Genomic DNA, 14,787 nt, shown 5'->3' with positions numbered 1-14,787 from the left:
CATCGCTCAAAAAAAATCCTTTAGCACCAGCTAAAGGATTTTTTGCTTTTTGAAGAAGTGGTTGGATTTACCAACGGCTTTTTTCACGGCGCTTGCTGGAAAAATCACGGAATCCACCGCCATGCTCGCGCTTGCGGCGATTTCCACTTTCTCCGCCACCATTCCGGAATGAACGGCTCCGTCGTTCTCCCCGGCCGTCGCTTTGCCTGTCGCCGGCGTTTTCTACCCGCACGGTACGTCCATTGAAATCGACGTTTTGGAATCCATTGAAAACTTTGTCGACTGAGGTGTTTTCCACTTCAAAGAAAGTATACACACCTTTGAGGTCGATTTTGCCAATAGCCTTGCCGCTGATCCGTGTGTTGTCGCAGATGTAGCCGAGGATATCCCCACGACTGAAATCATCGACTGACCCCAGGTTGATGAACAACCGGGTATAGTCTGATTTGTAACCGTCGCGGCCGAAACGTTCCGCACCACCCCTACGTTCCGATCCACCGCGCGCTTCACTCGCATCAACATTGAGGTCGGGTGCATTCTGGTAATATTCCAAGAATCGGTTGAATTCGAGCGAAGCAAACCGTTTGATGATTTCTTCTTTACTCAGTTCACCTAAACTTTCCATGATTTTAGGCAGATAGGGATCGATGTGGCTGTTGTTGACATCCACGTCGTTGACCTTGCCAATGAGCGCGAAGAGTTGCTTTTCAACCACGGCATTACCTTTCGGTACTTCCATTTTGGTGAATGGTTTGCCGATTACCTTTTCAATCCGTCGAATTTTACCTACTTCTTTCAGGTTGATCAACGAAATGGAGATGCCTGTTTTTCCGGCGCGGGCTGTACGGCCGCTCCGGTGAGTGTAGTTTTCGAGCTCGTCGGGCAGCGAATAGTTGATTACGTGGGTCACATCGTTTACGTCAATGCCGCGCGCAGCAACGTCCGTAGCCACAAGCAATTGCAGGCTGCGATCACGGTAACGTTTCATCACTTTGTCGCGCTGCTGCTGCGAAAGGTCGCCGTGCAACGAATCTGCGTTGTACCCGTCTTTTATCAACGATTCGGCAATCTCCTGGGTCTCGATTTTCGTGCGACAGAATACGATGCCGAAGATTTCCGGATTGGAATCGACGATACGTTTGAAGGCGGCGTATTTATCGCGCGCACGGATAACGTAGTAATGGTGGTCAATGTTCGCATTGCCCGTGTTTTTGGTGCCCATGGTGAGCTCAAATGGATCGGTCATGTACTTTTTGGCGATCCGGCGCACTTCGGCAGGCATGGTGGCTGAAAAAAGCCATGTCTTTTTCTCGTCGGGAGTAGTAGACAGGATATTGTTGATGTCTTCCTGAAAGCCCATGTTGAGCATTTCATCCGCTTCATCCAATACGACGTAACGTACATTAGAAAAATCAATGGCTTTGCGGCCAATGATATCGAGCATACGACCCGGTGTGGCAACGACAATTTGTACGCCACGACGGATTTGACGCAATTGGTCGCCGATGCTCGCGCCGCCATAAACAGCTACAACATGTACATCTGGGAGATTTTTTGCGTACTTCTCAATGTCTTTGGAAATCTGCAAACACAGCTCACGCGTAGGGCAAAGAACGAGTGCCTGCGGGTGCTTTTGAGAGAAATCCAACAATTCTAATAAAGGCAGACCAAATGCTGCGGTTTTGCCGGTACCAGTTTGGGCTAATCCGACAAAATCGTTGCTGCCTCCAAGTAATACGGGAACGGCTTGTTCCTGGATAGGAGTAGGGGATTCAAACCCTAACTCTGTGATGGCATTAACAATATCATGACGGATTCCCAATTCAATAAATGGGTTCATGAATATTTTTTATACAATAGGCACTATTGCCTAAGGCGGTGCAAAGGTACGGTTAATCTATTGAAATTCAAAGGTAAAAAGAAAAAATAAAATAGCCGCCATGGTGTGCATGGCGGCTATTTATTGGTCGGGGTGACCGTTATTTTAATATAATGTGAACTCCACGCGGCGATTTTCCTGTCTACCTGCAGCAGTATTGTTATTGGCAATCGGTTGCGTAGGCCCATATCCCGTTGCTTCAATACGCGATGGGTTGGCTCCTTTACTTACCAAATATGCTTTTACCGCTTCAGCCCGCTCCTTGGAAAGGCGCATGTTGGTCTGCATCGAACCGGTATTGTCGGTGTGACCCGCCAATTTCAAACTGAAGTTCTTCTCAATAAGAAGGGCTGCCACTTTGTTTAGGCTCACATGCGACGTGGGACGAATGGTGGCTTTCCCTAAATCGAATTCCAGGTTTTGGATGGCTTCGTCAACGACCCGCCGGTCTTCGTCGCTTACGACAACCTTTTGTACAACCGGTGCTTTTGCCTCAGGAAGGGGGCAGCCGGCACCGTCAACTTTCGTGTTTTCGGGCGTGTCCGGACATTTATCGTAGCGGTTTGCAACGCCATCCCCATCATCATCGGCTAGGTCGGCATAGAGGCGCTCAACCTGTTCATGTAGTTTTGCGTTTTCTGCACGCTGTGCTTCCAATGCTGCTTTTTGTGCGAGTATTTCGTCGTATTGCGCCTGGTAGTCTTTCTGCATGGCCGATACCGGGTTGCTGTTCCCTAAAAACGGCTTGCGCTTGTCGCCCAAGGCAAATTCAACACCCAGGTGGGTGTAAGAAAAAATGTCTTTACCGCCACCACGGCTTACGCCGTCGAAATTTGCAGACTGCACGAGGTTAAGCCGGTAACCCAGATCGATCGCGATATCGGGGGTAACTGCAAACTTCAGCCCCACACCGCCGGGGACAAATAATTTAGTCGTTTTTTCGTATGTTGTCGTCGTTCCGTTGATTTCAGTGGTCGGCTCAAAGCCGAGTGCACCCAACCCGACATTTAAATACGGCTTGATAATGCCTTGGTGATGCCGCCAGTTGATGTTGGCTAAGGTTACATTGCCGGAGACAGCGACAGACCAGGGCATTTTTGTGTCGAAACGGTTATCATTGTTCTCATATGTACCGGTTACCTTGCCGCCTATATATTCCGCCTGGATACCAAAGCCGGGCAAAATCTGCCTTTTTACATACAATCCATAGCCGAGGCTTTGTTCCGTTTGGTCGAATCTGCGGCGTAAGCCGATCAGGTTGGATTGGTTTAACAAACCTACGTGGGCACCGATGGACCACGTGCGGTATTCGGATTCGGGGGCGAATGGTTTTACTTCATTGATGACGGGTGCTTGTGCCATTAATTGGGTGGCGGAAAGGATGCCGATACCCGCCAATAACCCCACTGTAGTTAGCTTTTTCTTCATTGGTCGTATTTGTTTATGCATTGTTTTTTTTGATTCTGTCAGCTCATGCACAATTAACGCGCCAGTTTTATTCGAATTTTGGCATGAGACGTAAATAAACGACTCCGAAACGGAAAAATGTAAGTAGATGAATAGTAGTGGGAACAGGCTTCTCCCAAGCGGCCCTCACATTGCAAATACAGCCAATTTTGACTAAGTTTGCGGGACATATTAAATGCATTTTTTCGATGACAAGCAGGGAAATCCGCGAAGCTTTTTTGGCTTTCTTCACTGGTAAGGGCCACCAAATTGTACCATCAGCCCCCGTAGTAATCAAAAACGACCCTACATTGATGTTTACCAATGCGGGCATGAACCAATTCAAAGATGTCTTTTTGGGAGAAGCACCTGCATCACATCCCCGTGTGGCAGACACGCAGCGTTGCCTGCGCGTATCCGGTAAGCACAATGACTTGGAGGAAGTGGGTATCGATACTTATCACCATACGTTGTTTGAGATGTTGGGCAATTGGAGTTTTGGTGATTACTTTAAAAAAGAGGCGATTGCGTGGAGCTGGGAGCTGCTTACCCAGGTTTATAAACTGGATAGCGACCGGTTATACGTAACCGTTTTCGAGGGGGATGATAGCGACGGGTTACCGCTTGATGAAGAGGCCTATGGCTTCTGGAAACAGCTAGTCCCGGAAGAACGTATCCTCTTGGGCAACAAGAAGGATAACTTTTGGGAAATGGGTGATACGGGGCCATGTGGTCCCTGCTCAGAGATTCATGTGGATTGCCGGCCGGATAGTGAACGCCGCACGGTAGACGGGAAAACCTTGGTCAACGCGGACCACCCGCAGGTCATTGAGATTTGGAACCTGGTGTTCATGCAATTCAACCGGCAGAAAGATGGCGCGCTCAAACCGCTCCCAGCGAGGCACGTGGATACCGGCATGGGGTTTGAACGGCTGGTACGCGTTATCCAGGGCAAGCTCTCTAATTACGATACGGACGTATTTCAACCGATTATCGCGTATATCGCTGACCGCGCCGGAATTCCCTATGGAAAAGATGAGCAAACCGATATTGCCATGCGGGTAATGGCCGACCATGTCCGGGCGGTAAGTTTTGCCATTGCTGATGGTCAACTGCCGGCTAATAATAAAGCAGGGTACGTGATTCGCCGTATTCTTCGGCGGGGTGTGCGTTATGCTTATACATTTCTCCATTTTAAAGAGCCCTTTTTGCATGAGTTGGTGCCATTACTAGCCAAGCAATTTGAAGGTGTATTTGACGAATTGATAACACAGCAAGCGTTTGTGCAAAAAGTAGTGCTGGAAGAAGAACAGTCTTTTCTACGAACACTCGTCGCCGGTGTAAACCGCTTTGAGAACTACGTCACAGAGCACCGTGCGATAAGCGGGGATTTTGCCTTTGAACTCTATGATACTTTTGGTTTTCCAATTGATTTAACGGAATTGCTGGCGAGGGAAAAGGGGGTGGCTGTAGACATGCCGGGATTCAATCTGGCCTTAAACGAACAGAAAAATCGCTCGCGCGCAGCAACCGCTATCGATGCAGGTGATTGGGTCGTTTTGCGGGAAAGCGATGTAAGCGACTTTGTAGGATATGACCGCTTGGAATGTGAAACCGAAATTGTTAAATATCGGAAGATTACCGTAAAAGGCAAGGATCGGTACCAAATTGTACTGACTTCAACACCTTTTTATGCCGAAGGCGGTGGACAGGTCGGCGATACCGGCCTATTAATCGGTAGCGATAGCCGGCAATCTGTTGCCGTGATAGACACCAAGCGGGAAAATGGGTTGGTGGTGCATTACACCCAGGAACTTCCCGACGATCCGCAAGACACTTTCACGGCTAAGGTAGATGTGGCAAAACGGCGCGATACGGAAGCTAACCATTCCGCAACCCATTTGTTGCATGCTGCACTCAAACAGGTGCTGGGGAACCACGTGAACCAAAAAGGCTCGTTGGTCAACGCCGATTACTTACGTTTTGATTTTTCACACTTCGCAAAGGTAAGTGAGGAGGAACTGACGCAGATTGAACGAATAGTGAACGCGAAGGTCCGCGAAAACATTCCACTGAAAGAGGAGCGGGGGGTGCCATTTCAACAGGCCGTAGATGCGGGAGTGACGGCGTTATTCGGCGAAAAATACGGCGATGAGGTGCGGGTGATTACTTTTGACGATGGGTTTTCGAAGGAATTATGTGGCGGTACGCATGTGCGTGGAACCGGTCAGATTGGTTTTTTTAAAATCACCTCCGAGAGTGCTGTCGCCGCCGGCGTGCGACGCGTGGAGGCTATCACCGGATCCGCTGCTGAACAATTTGTCCACGAACAAAGCCAGATGTTCAACGAAATCGGTACGTTGCTCAATAATCCCAAAGATCCTGTCTCGGCCCTCAGCCGGCTGCTCGAAGAAAATAGCTCGCTAAAGAAAGAAGTGGAACAGGCGGTGGTAGACAAAGCACTTCAACTGAAGGGGGAGCTGGCGGCCAAAGCCGAAAATATCAATGGGGTCAATGCCATTATAGCTCGTGTAGACCTACCAACGGCCGATGCCGTGAAGGCGCTGTCGTACGCATTGAAAAGCCACATGGATAATCTCTTTTTGGTGTTGGGTACGGTTATCGGTGGGAAGCCCGGACTCACGGTGGTTGTTTCGGAAAACTTGGTAAAGGAGCGCGACTGGAATGCGGCGGCCATCGTACGCGACTTGGCTAAAGAAATAAGCGGCGGTGGTGGTGGTCAGCCTTTTTATGCTACTGCCGGTGGTAAGGACATAAACGGTTTGGAAGGAGCGCTGGCCAAGGCCAAAGCGTATGTGCAATCCGGTGCGACAGTAGATTGGAAGTAATGAATAGATTGACAGTAATCCTGGGATGGGTACTTTTTTTATTGTCGTCCTGTGCGGGCGATGAGGTTTTCGTGATCGATGGACAGGTACACCATGCCGAGAATATACAAACCGTAGTGCTCTATGAAGGTGAGCGCAAATTAGATTCGGTTTTTCTCGATGAACAGGGCAGGTTCAAATTTCAGCGTACGGCACCACATCCGCGATTGCTTACCCTGGAGGCAGGTCGGAACAGGTATCATTTTATTCTCCAAAACGGTGATCGGGTTTCATTCCATGCGGATATAACGAAGCCAATCGATACTTATGAAGTGACCGGCTCGGCACTTTCGGATAAAATCAAGCTTTTTGCGGCTACATTTGCAGAAAAAGAACGGTTGCAGCAGGAATTGGAGGAGTCGTTTGCCGATCAGGCTGTTGGATTGGATGATACTGCATTGATGGCACTACGACAGCGCTTTTTGCAACTGTACCGCCAGCAGATGGCTGATTATAGCAAAGCAACGGTTCGTTTTGCCGAAGAACACGACGACCTGGCTGGATTCTATGCCATGACGACGCTTGATACGGAGCTGGCGGAAGCCGAGCTAATCGCCTATGCCGACCGAATTACCGGACGGTGGGATGACAACGGCCGCGTGCGGCAATTCCTGGAAGAAATGGCCCGGTTGAAGGTGTTGGCTGTCGGACAGCCCGCACCCGATTTCGAATCGCTCACGCCAAATAACCAGCCAGTCAAGCTTGCGGATTTCAAAGGAAAATATACATTGGTTGATTTCTGGGCATCATGGTGTGTGCCCTGCCGTGAGGAGAATCCAAATATTGTGGAACAATACCATCGCTTTAAGGATAACGGGTTTACCGTGCTCGGCGTATCGTTAGATGGCAATCCCGGCTCCTGGTTACGGGCCATCAAGGAGGATGGTTTGGAGTGGACCCAGGTGTCGGACTTGCAGCAATGGGGCAGTGAAGTGGTGGGCTTGTATCGCATACAGGCGATACCGACATCGTATTTGCTGGATCCTGACGGTATCATTATCGCTAAGAATCTGCGGGGGGCAGACTTAGAAGCTTTTTTGGAAAAGACATTCGATTAATGCGTCGTTTGCATTAACGGATGGTATGGTTTAATGATTTATTAATATTGATTTAACCATTTATTGTCCTTATGTACATATTTTAGCAAAAAAATGATACCATGAGTTCCATAAAGCAAAAGATATTGGTAGTGGATGACGAACCCGATATCGTTGAGTTGATAGCCTATAACCTCAAGCGAGAAGGGTATCAAGTATATACCGCCTCGAATGGGCAGGAAGCGGTGACGACCGCCAAGAAGGTAATGCCAGATTTAATCATCCTCGACGTCATGATGCCTAAAATGGACGGAATAGAAGCATGCCGAATTATGCGTGCTATGCCCGAATTCAAAAGCACGTTCATGGTGTTTCTTACCGCTCGTAGCGAAGAATATTCTGAAATCGCCGGCTTCAACGTTGGGGCGGATGATTATATTGCGAAACCGATCAAACCACGTGCGCTGTTAAGCCGAATCAATGCCATCCTCCGGCGGAATATGCAAAATGATGAGCCGGTTGATGAAAAGTTGGAGGTCAAAGATTTGGTAATCGACCGGGAGGCTTTTCTAGTCTTCAAAAATGGCGAAAAAATCGTGCTGGCCAAGAAAGAATTTGAATTGTTGTATTTGTTGGCTTCCAAACCCGGCAAGGTATATACACGTGAAGCAATCCTTAAAAATATCTGGGAAGACTCGGTAGTGGTCACCAATCGTACCATCGATGTGCATATACGCAAGCTACGGGAGAAAATCGGTGAAGATTATGTAGCCACAGTGAAAGGGGTGGGGTATAAATTCGAAGCTTAGCGGCGCTTCTCCGATAAATACGCCATGCGTGGAAAACAATTGTTGTAGGCGACTACTTCTAGGTGAAACGTAGTGGGAATGGTTGGTGTATCGCTCAAGAAATGTTGAAAGCGTCATAAGCTGCTTGGTTTAGATCGTAGTCGTGAGTCGTGGCAGCGCTGTTTGCCGCTTCTACGAATTTTCCGCTGCTGATCAGTTGTTGAAGGTTGTTGATGTCGTAGGCAAAAATGCGGTCACATTCAGCAAAAGGCACACGGCGCCTAACCAGTGCGTGGCACGCTTCAAGTACTTCCGATGAACGGAGCGGCCTTCGGAAGTCCATTGCCTGAGCTGCGTACAGGAGCTCGATTGCTAAGATATATTCGAGGTGATCGATGATTTTATTCAATTTCCGGCTGCTAATTGATCCCATCGAAACGTGGTCTTCTTGGCCAAGGGAAGTGGGGATGCTGTCCGCACTGGAAGGGAAACAAAGGGTTTTATTTTCAGATACCAATGCTGCTGCGGTATATTGCGGTACCATGAACCCGGAGTTTAATCCTGCATTTTGGATGAGTAGCTTGGGAAGGCCGTATCGACCCTCAATGATCAGGTAGCATCGGCGGTCAGCAATGTTTCCCAACTCTGCTGCACCGATGGCCGCGTAATCCAGTGCGATAGCTAGCGGCTGACCATGGAAATTCCCCCCACTAATGGTGTCATGAGGGCCCAGGATAATCGGGTTGTCGGTCACCGAATTGATTTCTATTTCGGTGAGGTCTTTGAGATGTAGCCACGCCGTACGCGACGCGCCATGCACCTGTGGAATGCACCGTAGTGAGTAGGGGTCCTGTACGCGACCGCAATCGGGATGGGAATTGGCAATTTCGGATTTATGCAATAGTTGCCATAGGCGATGAGCGACTAATTGATTTCCCCGAAAAGGCCGTATTTGATGCAGGCGTGCGTCAAAAGGCTTATAAGACCCCATCAATCCTTCAATAGACATGGCACCGATGATATCGGCAGCCTCAAGGGCGTTATGCAGGCGGTACAAGCCGTGTACGGCATGGGCAGCAATGAATTGCGTGCCGTTGATTAGTGCCAGCCCTTCCTTTGGGGCTAGTTGGAGTGGGGGCATTCCCCGTACTTGCAATATTTCTCTCGCGGGCGCAATGTCTCCCTTATAATACACTTGCCCAAGGCCGATAAGTGGCAAAAAGAGATGGGCAAGCGGCGCCAGGTCGCCGGAGGCGCCCACCGAGCCCTGCTCAGGAACAACAGGGATGATATCCTGTTCAGCCATCCAGATGATACGCTCTAGGGTACGTAGTTGTATGCCTGAATACCCCTGGGCCAAAGCTTGCGCTTTAATGATCATCATCGTTTTGGCGATTGATTGTGGTATGGGCTTGCCGACCCCTACCGCATGGCTTTTGAGAAGGTTATGCTGCAAGTTGGCCGTGTCTTGCGGCGTAATAATCGTATCGCAAAGCGGGCCGAACCCGGTGTTGATACCGTATACAACCTCGTTATGGGCGACAATATCTTTTACATACGATTCAGAGCGATCGATTTTATGTCGGTCTTTCGCAGATAACGTGCCGTGGAGCTTGCCGTGGGTGAGTGCCATGGCTTTACCTATCGTTAGTTTATCAGTGCCGTATCGGAAATTCTTCATAGTACCATGCATTGTGCTTGATTTGGTAATGCGTGTGGAAAGCGCTTTTTACAATGGTAACCAATATTCGTTTTTTTCCAAAATAAAAATCCAAATTTTCTATCGATCATATCAGCGGCTGCAACATAAGAATATTACCTTAATTTTGTCGGAATATGTCTATGTTCCGATTCAAGCAATTTACAGTGGATCAGTCGGGATGTGCCATGAAGATAAATACCGACGGCGTGTTATTGGCCGCGATGGTAACGGGTGATTTTCCAGCGCGCATTCTTGATGTGGGTACGGGTACCGGTGTGATTTCGTTGATGCTTGCGCAGCGTTTTTCCTCGGCAATAATTGATGCGATTGAAATAGATACGCTGGCCGCCGATACTGCCGGACGGAATTTTGAACGTTCACCTTTTGCGAAGCAGCTTACGAGCCATGCGGTGTCATTGGGTGATTTTGAATCGGAAGGCCCATATGATTTAATTGTATCAAACCCGCCGTTTTTTCTGCATTCGTTACAGAATGGCGATTGGCGGAAACGGTTAGCCCGGCATACGGATATGAATTTTTTCGACCAATTATTGACGCGGTCGCAACGTTGGTTGAGTCCTGGGGGAACCTTACAAATCATACTGCCGGCCGCACTGGCAGACGTCCTCGGCCAAAAGGCGGAGGAGTATGGACTTTGGGTGCAGGCCGTAACAACCATTCGGTCCTTCGTGTCTCATCCGCCGATAAGACGTGTTTTGACCCTTGGCAGGTCGGCCGAATCCAATAGCTATGAAGCACAGGAATTTATTATTTACGAGCGCCGAGGCGTTTACGGTCCAGCGTATCGAGAATTATTAAAAGCGTTTTTCCTGGCATTTTGAGAATGCCTATCTTCGCCAAAGCACTATGACACGGGTTGGATTACTTTCAGATACGCACGGATACCTCGATGAGTCCGTTTTCACCCATTTCGACCGGTGCGATGAAATATGGCATGCCGGTGATTTCGGTAATATTGCCGTAGCTGATACATTAGCTGCATTCAAGCCGCTGAAAGGTGTGTATGGCAATATAGATGGGCAGGATATCCGTGCTGTCTATCCGGAACATCTACGGTTTACCTGCGAGGCAGTTGACGTATGGATTACGCACATTGGCGGCTACCCTGGTCGTTATACGCCACGGGTGCGGTCGGCAATCCAACAGGCGCCCCCCAAACTTTTTATCTGTGGTCATTCCCATATTCTCAAAGTGATGTTTGACCAGAAGTTACAATGCCTGCACCTCAACCCGGGGGCCGCTGGAAAACAGGGGTGGCATAAGGTTCGTACGCTTTTACGTTTTAGCATCGATGATAATCGCATAGAGAATCTCGAAGTTATTGAATTGGCGGGCCGATAGAATTTATTTTACACTAAGTTTTTGTTTTTTATTTGTTTAGTTGCTTTTTTGGCTATTTTTGTGCGAATTTTAAATTACACGAAGTACACTAACTGGGCTCCACATTATGACGAAAACAATTACATTGGGTCAATTCATTATCGAAAAACAATCAGATTTTCCGTATGCCAAAGGCGAGTTGTCAAGACTCCTGCGTGATATCGGTATCGCCGCCAAAATTGTTAACCGAGAGGTTAATAAAGCGGGGCTTGTCGATATCCTCGGCGATAACGGTACGACCAATGTACAAGGCGAGGGACAAAAGAAACTCGATGTATATGCCGATGAACAGTTTATATCGGCATTGCGGAGTGGTGGAGAATGTTGTGTGGTTGCTTCGGAAGAACACGATGAATGTATTCTTATCAATTCTAAGATATCGCAACATGCAAAATACATTGTCTGCATCGATCCGTTGGACGGTTCGTCGAATATCGATGTGAATGTATCCGTAGGTACTATTTTTTCGATTTACCGGCGCATTGAAAATGAGGGCCCGGTGAAGCCGGAAGAGATTCTGCAGCAAGGTATTCATCAGGTGGCCGCCGGCTATGTGGTTTATGGATCCTCCACGATGTTGGTCTATACCACAGGAAAAGGCGTAAACGGATTTACGCTCGATCCTTCCATAGGGGAGTTCTGCTTATCGCATCCCAATATGCAAATTCCACGTGATGGCACGATTTATTCGATTAACGAGGGCAATTACATTAAGTTTCCGCGGGGCGTAAAAGATTACATTAAGTATTGCCAAGTGGAAGATAGCGCAGGGAATAGGCCGTATACATCCCGATATATCGGTTCAATGGTTGCCGATGTACACCGCAACCTGATCAAAGGTGGTGTTTTTCTTTATCCCACAACCTCTTCACATCCGCGGGGTAAGTTGCGGTTGATGTATGAGTGCAATCCGTTGGCGTACATTATTGAGCAGGCTGGAGGGAAGGCTACCGATGGCTACCGCAGGATATTGGAAATCCAACCCGAGGAACTACATCAACGGACGCCGATATTCATCGGTAGCACGGCGATGGTTGAAAAGGTGGAAGAATTTGTACGGCAGCCTGAAGTGGAAGTCTTTGCATGAGGCTACTAGAGACTGTCTCGTACCTCCAATAAAAAAGCTTTGAGGCGTTGCAGCGAGTCGATGACCCGTTGGTTTTCCCGCGCTTCATTCTTGTTGTTCCGTAGGTATTCACGTGCACCCTGTAGGGTGTAACCTTTGTCCTTGACGAGATTAAAGATGATCTTCAGGTTGGCGATGTCATCCGGGGTAAAAAGACGGTTCCCTTTCTTGTTTTTTTTGGGTTGGATGATGTCAAACTCACGCTCGTAAAACCGGATCTGGGAGGCATTGACACCAAACATGGCTGTCACTTCTCCCATGGTGTAATAAAGTTTGTTTATTTCGCGCTCTTTGTAAGGCATGTTATCAAGCTAATAATTTGACGATCTGCTATCACAAAGATACAATTACATTTGGATTATTGCACAACCCGTAAATCCGTTTGTTGTTGGGACGTTAGTCAAACGACTGATTTTCTTGCGAGGCAGCTTCGAGGACAGCCGCATACTCCAAGGGCGTGAGGTCGTTGTAAATGAAGTTAATCGGGTTTATGGGTTTGCCATTTTTGTGTACTTCATAGTGCAAATGCGGACCTGTTGACGTGCCGGTATTGCCCACATATCCAATGAGGTCTCCCCGTTTTACGCGTTGGCCTGCTTTTACCGTAAAACGGCTCATGTGACCATAGAGCGTCTTGTAACTATACCCGTGGTTAATGACGACCCGGCGGCCGTAGCCACCATCTAAACCGGCAGCTTCCACTTTACCATTGCCAGTAGCATATATCGGGGTGCCGGAAGGTGCGGTAAAATCAATGCCGGTATGCATCTTTCGGATTTTGTAGACGGGGTGAATCCGTACGCCGAATCCGGAAATGCCGGCACGGGCCTTCCGCGAATCGACCGGTTGTATGGCAGGTATACTCGCCATCATTTCAGCTTTCGACTTGGCCATCTCCGTCAAGTCATCGTACGACTTCGATTGAACATACAACGCCTTGGATATATAATCGAGTTTTTTCGCGGTTTCGATCATTAAATTCGAGTTGCTGAAGTGCTCGAGGCTTTCATACCGGTTCACCCCTCCGAACCCTGCCTTTCGCACATCCGACGATATTGGGTCGGCCTCGAAGATAACACGGTAAATATTATCGTCGCGGTGCTGCATGTTTTCCAATGCAGCGTCTACCTGCTTCATGCGGTCCTGCATGATGTTGTATTGCAGCGTCATTTGGTCTACTTCCCGTTGCAGTTGCTTTTCTTTTGGCGAATCAATAAATGTAAAGCCGATGTAGAGGAGGAGCATCGCACAAGCAAATGAGCTGGTGAGAAACCCTACTGCACGCAACGCCCAAGTACGGGTGCTTGTCTTAATTTTTTCATACTTGAGCGTATGCGAATTGTAATGGTATTTCGTTTTTGCCATTTACGCGTTCTCGATGGTTCGATACTGGTACGATGGATCGCGGGCAAAGATAATTAAATTATATCTCGGTGAAATGCTAAAAAATGTTAAAAAACCTACTTTACCATACCCAAGAACAAAGCCACTTTTTGTTTAAGCTGGCGGCGGTCGACGATAAAATCGAGGAAGCCATGTTCAAGTAGGAATTCGGAAGTCTGAAAACCCTTCGGTAAGTCTTTTTTGATGGTTTCTTTAATAACACGTGGACCAGCGAAACCAATCAACGCTCCAGGTTCGGCAATATTTATGTCGCCCAACATGGCATAAGAAGCCGTTACTCCTCCGGTGGTGGGGTCGGTCAACAGGCAGATATAAGGTAGCTTAGCTTCGTTTAACAGCGCCAGTTTTGCGGAGGTTTTAGCCATTTGCATCAACGAAAACGCGGCTTCCATCATGCGTGCCCCACCCGATTTAGAAATTAACATGAACGGAAGTTTGTGTTGTAGGCAGTAGTCTATGGATCGTGCAATTTTTTCGCCGACGACAGACCCCATAGAGCCACCTATAAACGTGAAATCCATACAGGCTAATACGAGATCCTGTCCTTCCACCTTGCCATGGGCACAACGGATAGCATCGTTCAACCCTGTTTTTGCATAACTTTCTTCGAGCCGCTCGGTGTATTTTTTTGTATCCTCAAATCGGAGTGGATCCCCTGATCGTAAGTTGGTGAAAAGTTCGGTGAACTGGTTGTCGTCGAATAGAATTGAAAAATAAGCTGCCGAGCCGATACGTAGGTGGTAACCGCAGTAATGGCACACATATTTGTTTTCAATCTGCTCAATATTCAGCAGTGGCTTTTTGCACGACGGACATTTATTCCATAGGCCGTCAGGGGCTTCCTTTTTATGCTCGGTAGCCGTACTAATCCCGGCCTTTTCACGTCTGAACCAACTCATGCAACTTCGATTATGGGATGCAAACTTAGATAAACTTGTGTGGATATGCAAGTACCGTTGACTGGTTTGGTATATGGAATAAAAAAAGGGTAAGCTACTTTTATCGCACCGCTACAACCCGATACCCTTGCTGTGTTCCCACCCTGGGGGATTCTCGAGGAGCTGGTCGTAAAAGACTTACCCACCGCAAAAGTAGCAAAAAATGTGTTATTCGCCA

Annotated in this window: 12 protein-coding genes and 1 other RNA gene; 6 read left to right on the top strand and 7 right to left on the bottom strand. The window is 48.1% G+C overall.

Going from position 1 to position 14,787, the window contains the following annotated elements:
• Nucleotides 1-67: 67 nt before the first annotated feature.
• Both VNQ80_RS20845 and VNQ80_RS20840 read right to left on the bottom strand, forming a co-directional pair.
• Entirely contained in the window at nucleotides 68-1,840 is a 1,773-nt protein-coding gene (locus tag VNQ80_RS20845) for a DEAD/DEAH box helicase (protein WP_325642375.1), read from the bottom strand.
• Between the two features lie 144 nt (nucleotides 1,841-1,984).
• Nucleotides 1,985-3,307 carry an OmpA family protein gene (locus VNQ80_RS20840; protein ID WP_325642373.1) on the bottom strand — a complete coding sequence of 441 codons (1,323 nt, stop codon included), beginning with the start codon at nucleotides 3,305-3,307 and terminating at the stop codon, nucleotides 1,985-1,987.
• 227 nt (nucleotides 3,308-3,534) lie between these two features.
• Here VNQ80_RS20840 and alaS point away from each other — a divergent pair, with 227 nt between their 5' ends.
• The 3 genes from alaS (at nucleotide 3,535) to VNQ80_RS20825 (ending at nucleotide 8,059) form a co-directional block, all read left to right on the top strand.
• A complete protein-coding gene (alaS, locus tag VNQ80_RS20835; protein ID WP_325642371.1) occupies nucleotides 3,535-6,174 on the top strand; it encodes an alanine--tRNA ligase in 2,640 nt (879 codons plus the stop codon).
• Nucleotides 6,174-7,271, top strand: coding sequence for a TlpA disulfide reductase family protein (locus VNQ80_RS20830; RefSeq protein WP_325642369.1), 1,098 nt, complete (start codon nucleotides 6,174-6,176; stop codon nucleotides 7,269-7,271). The genes alaS and VNQ80_RS20830 overlap by 1 nt, the downstream gene beginning before the upstream one ends.
• 101 nt (nucleotides 7,272-7,372) lie before the next feature.
• Nucleotides 7,373-8,059, top strand: a complete 687-nt coding sequence (locus VNQ80_RS20825; RefSeq protein WP_325642367.1) for a response regulator transcription factor — start codon at nucleotides 7,373-7,375, stop codon at nucleotides 8,057-8,059.
• Nucleotides 8,060-8,153: 94 nt separating this feature from the next.
• Here the strand turns inward: VNQ80_RS20825 and hutH are convergent, their stop codons facing one another.
• On the bottom strand, nucleotides 8,154-9,719 hold the full coding sequence (gene hutH / locus VNQ80_RS20820; RefSeq protein WP_325642365.1) for a histidine ammonia-lyase: 1,566 nt from the start codon (nucleotides 9,717-9,719) through the stop codon (nucleotides 8,154-8,156).
• Between the two features lie 155 nt (nucleotides 9,720-9,874).
• Here hutH and VNQ80_RS20815 point away from each other — a divergent pair, with 155 nt between their 5' ends.
• The 3 genes from VNQ80_RS20815 to fbp all read left to right on the top strand — a co-directional run bounded on the left by VNQ80_RS20815 (nucleotide 9,875) and on the right by fbp (nucleotide 12,228).
• Nucleotides 9,875-10,582, top strand: a complete 708-nt coding sequence (locus tag VNQ80_RS20815) for a tRNA1(Val) (adenine(37)-N6)-methyltransferase (RefSeq protein ID WP_325642363.1) — start codon at nucleotides 9,875-9,877, stop codon at nucleotides 10,580-10,582.
• Nucleotides 10,583-10,607: 25 nt separating this feature from the next.
• The gene (locus VNQ80_RS20810; protein ID WP_325642361.1) at nucleotides 10,608-11,102 is read left to right on the top strand and encodes a metallophosphoesterase family protein; all 495 of its coding nucleotides are present in this window, start codon (nucleotides 10,608-10,610) and stop codon (nucleotides 11,100-11,102) included.
• A gap of 106 nt (nucleotides 11,103-11,208) precedes the next feature.
• Nucleotides 11,209-12,228 (top strand): class 1 fructose-bisphosphatase, encoded by a 1,020-nt coding sequence (gene fbp, locus VNQ80_RS20805; protein ID WP_325642359.1) that lies wholly within the window; start codon nucleotides 11,209-11,211, stop codon nucleotides 12,226-12,228.
• 5 nt (nucleotides 12,229-12,233) lie between these two features.
• Here the strand turns inward: fbp and VNQ80_RS20800 are convergent, their stop codons facing one another.
• From VNQ80_RS20800 to ffs, 4 genes are all read right to left on the bottom strand, one after another.
• Nucleotides 12,234-12,569 carry a MerR family transcriptional regulator gene (locus VNQ80_RS20800; protein ID WP_325642357.1) on the bottom strand — a complete coding sequence of 112 codons (336 nt, stop codon included), beginning with the start codon at nucleotides 12,567-12,569 and terminating at the stop codon, nucleotides 12,234-12,236.
• A 94-nt stretch (nucleotides 12,570-12,663) separates the two neighbouring features.
• Nucleotides 12,664-13,632 carry a M23 family metallopeptidase gene (locus VNQ80_RS20795; protein ID WP_325642355.1) on the bottom strand — a complete coding sequence of 323 codons (969 nt, stop codon included), beginning with the start codon at nucleotides 13,630-13,632 and terminating at the stop codon, nucleotides 12,664-12,666.
• A gap of 95 nt (nucleotides 13,633-13,727) precedes the next feature.
• On the bottom strand, nucleotides 13,728-14,570 hold the full coding sequence (gene accD / locus VNQ80_RS20790) for an acetyl-CoA carboxylase, carboxyltransferase subunit beta (RefSeq protein ID WP_325642353.1): 843 nt from the start codon (nucleotides 14,568-14,570) through the stop codon (nucleotides 13,728-13,730).
• An 84-nt stretch (nucleotides 14,571-14,654) separates the two neighbouring features.
• Nucleotides 14,655-14,753: signal recognition particle sRNA small type (gene ffs / locus VNQ80_RS20785), an RNA gene on the bottom strand.
• Nucleotides 14,754-14,787: the final 34 nt, after the last annotated feature.

This window comes from Parapedobacter sp., from assembly GCF_035556095.1.
GTDB lineage: Bacteria > Bacteroidota > Bacteroidia > Sphingobacteriales > Sphingobacteriaceae > Parapedobacter.
Note: the sequence above shows the minus strand (reverse complement) of the source record. Positions and strands in the feature narration are given on the sequence as shown.

What these genes read in the sequence shown, in the direction of transcription:
- accD (WP_325642353.1), bottom strand. Translation starts at nt 14,570, where the DNA reads ATGAGTTGGTTCAGACGTGAAAAGGCCGGGATTAGTACGGCTACCGAG.
- VNQ80_RS20825 (WP_325642367.1), top strand. Translation starts at nt 7,373, where the DNA reads ATGAGTTCCATAAAGCAAAAGATATTGGTAGTGGATGACGAACCCGAT.
- VNQ80_RS20815 (WP_325642363.1), top strand. Translation starts at nt 9,875, where the DNA reads ATGTCTATGTTCCGATTCAAGCAATTTACAGTGGATCAGTCGGGATGT.
- VNQ80_RS20840 (WP_325642373.1), bottom strand. Translation starts at nt 3,307, where the DNA reads ATGAAGAAAAAGCTAACTACAGTGGGGTTATTGGCGGGTATCGGCATC.
- VNQ80_RS20800 (WP_325642357.1), bottom strand. Translation starts at nt 12,569, where the DNA reads ATGCCTTACAAAGAGCGCGAAATAAACAAACTTTATTACACCATGGGA.
- VNQ80_RS20795 (WP_325642355.1), bottom strand. Translation starts at nt 13,632, where the DNA reads ATGGCAAAAACGAAATACCATTACAATTCGCATACGCTCAAGTATGAA.
- hutH (WP_325642365.1), bottom strand. Translation starts at nt 9,719, where the DNA reads ATGAAGAATTTCCGATACGGCACTGATAAACTAACGATAGGTAAAGCC.
- VNQ80_RS20845 (WP_325642375.1), bottom strand. Translation starts at nt 1,840, where the DNA reads ATGAACCCATTTATTGAATTGGGAATCCGTCATGATATTGTTAATGCC.
- VNQ80_RS20810 (WP_325642361.1), top strand. Translation starts at nt 10,608, where the DNA reads ATGACACGGGTTGGATTACTTTCAGATACGCACGGATACCTCGATGAG.
- fbp (WP_325642359.1), top strand. Translation starts at nt 11,209, where the DNA reads ATGACGAAAACAATTACATTGGGTCAATTCATTATCGAAAAACAATCA.
- alaS (WP_325642371.1), top strand. Translation starts at nt 3,535, where the DNA reads ATGACAAGCAGGGAAATCCGCGAAGCTTTTTTGGCTTTCTTCACTGGT.
- VNQ80_RS20830 (WP_325642369.1), top strand. Translation starts at nt 6,174, where the DNA reads ATGAATAGATTGACAGTAATCCTGGGATGGGTACTTTTTTTATTGTCG.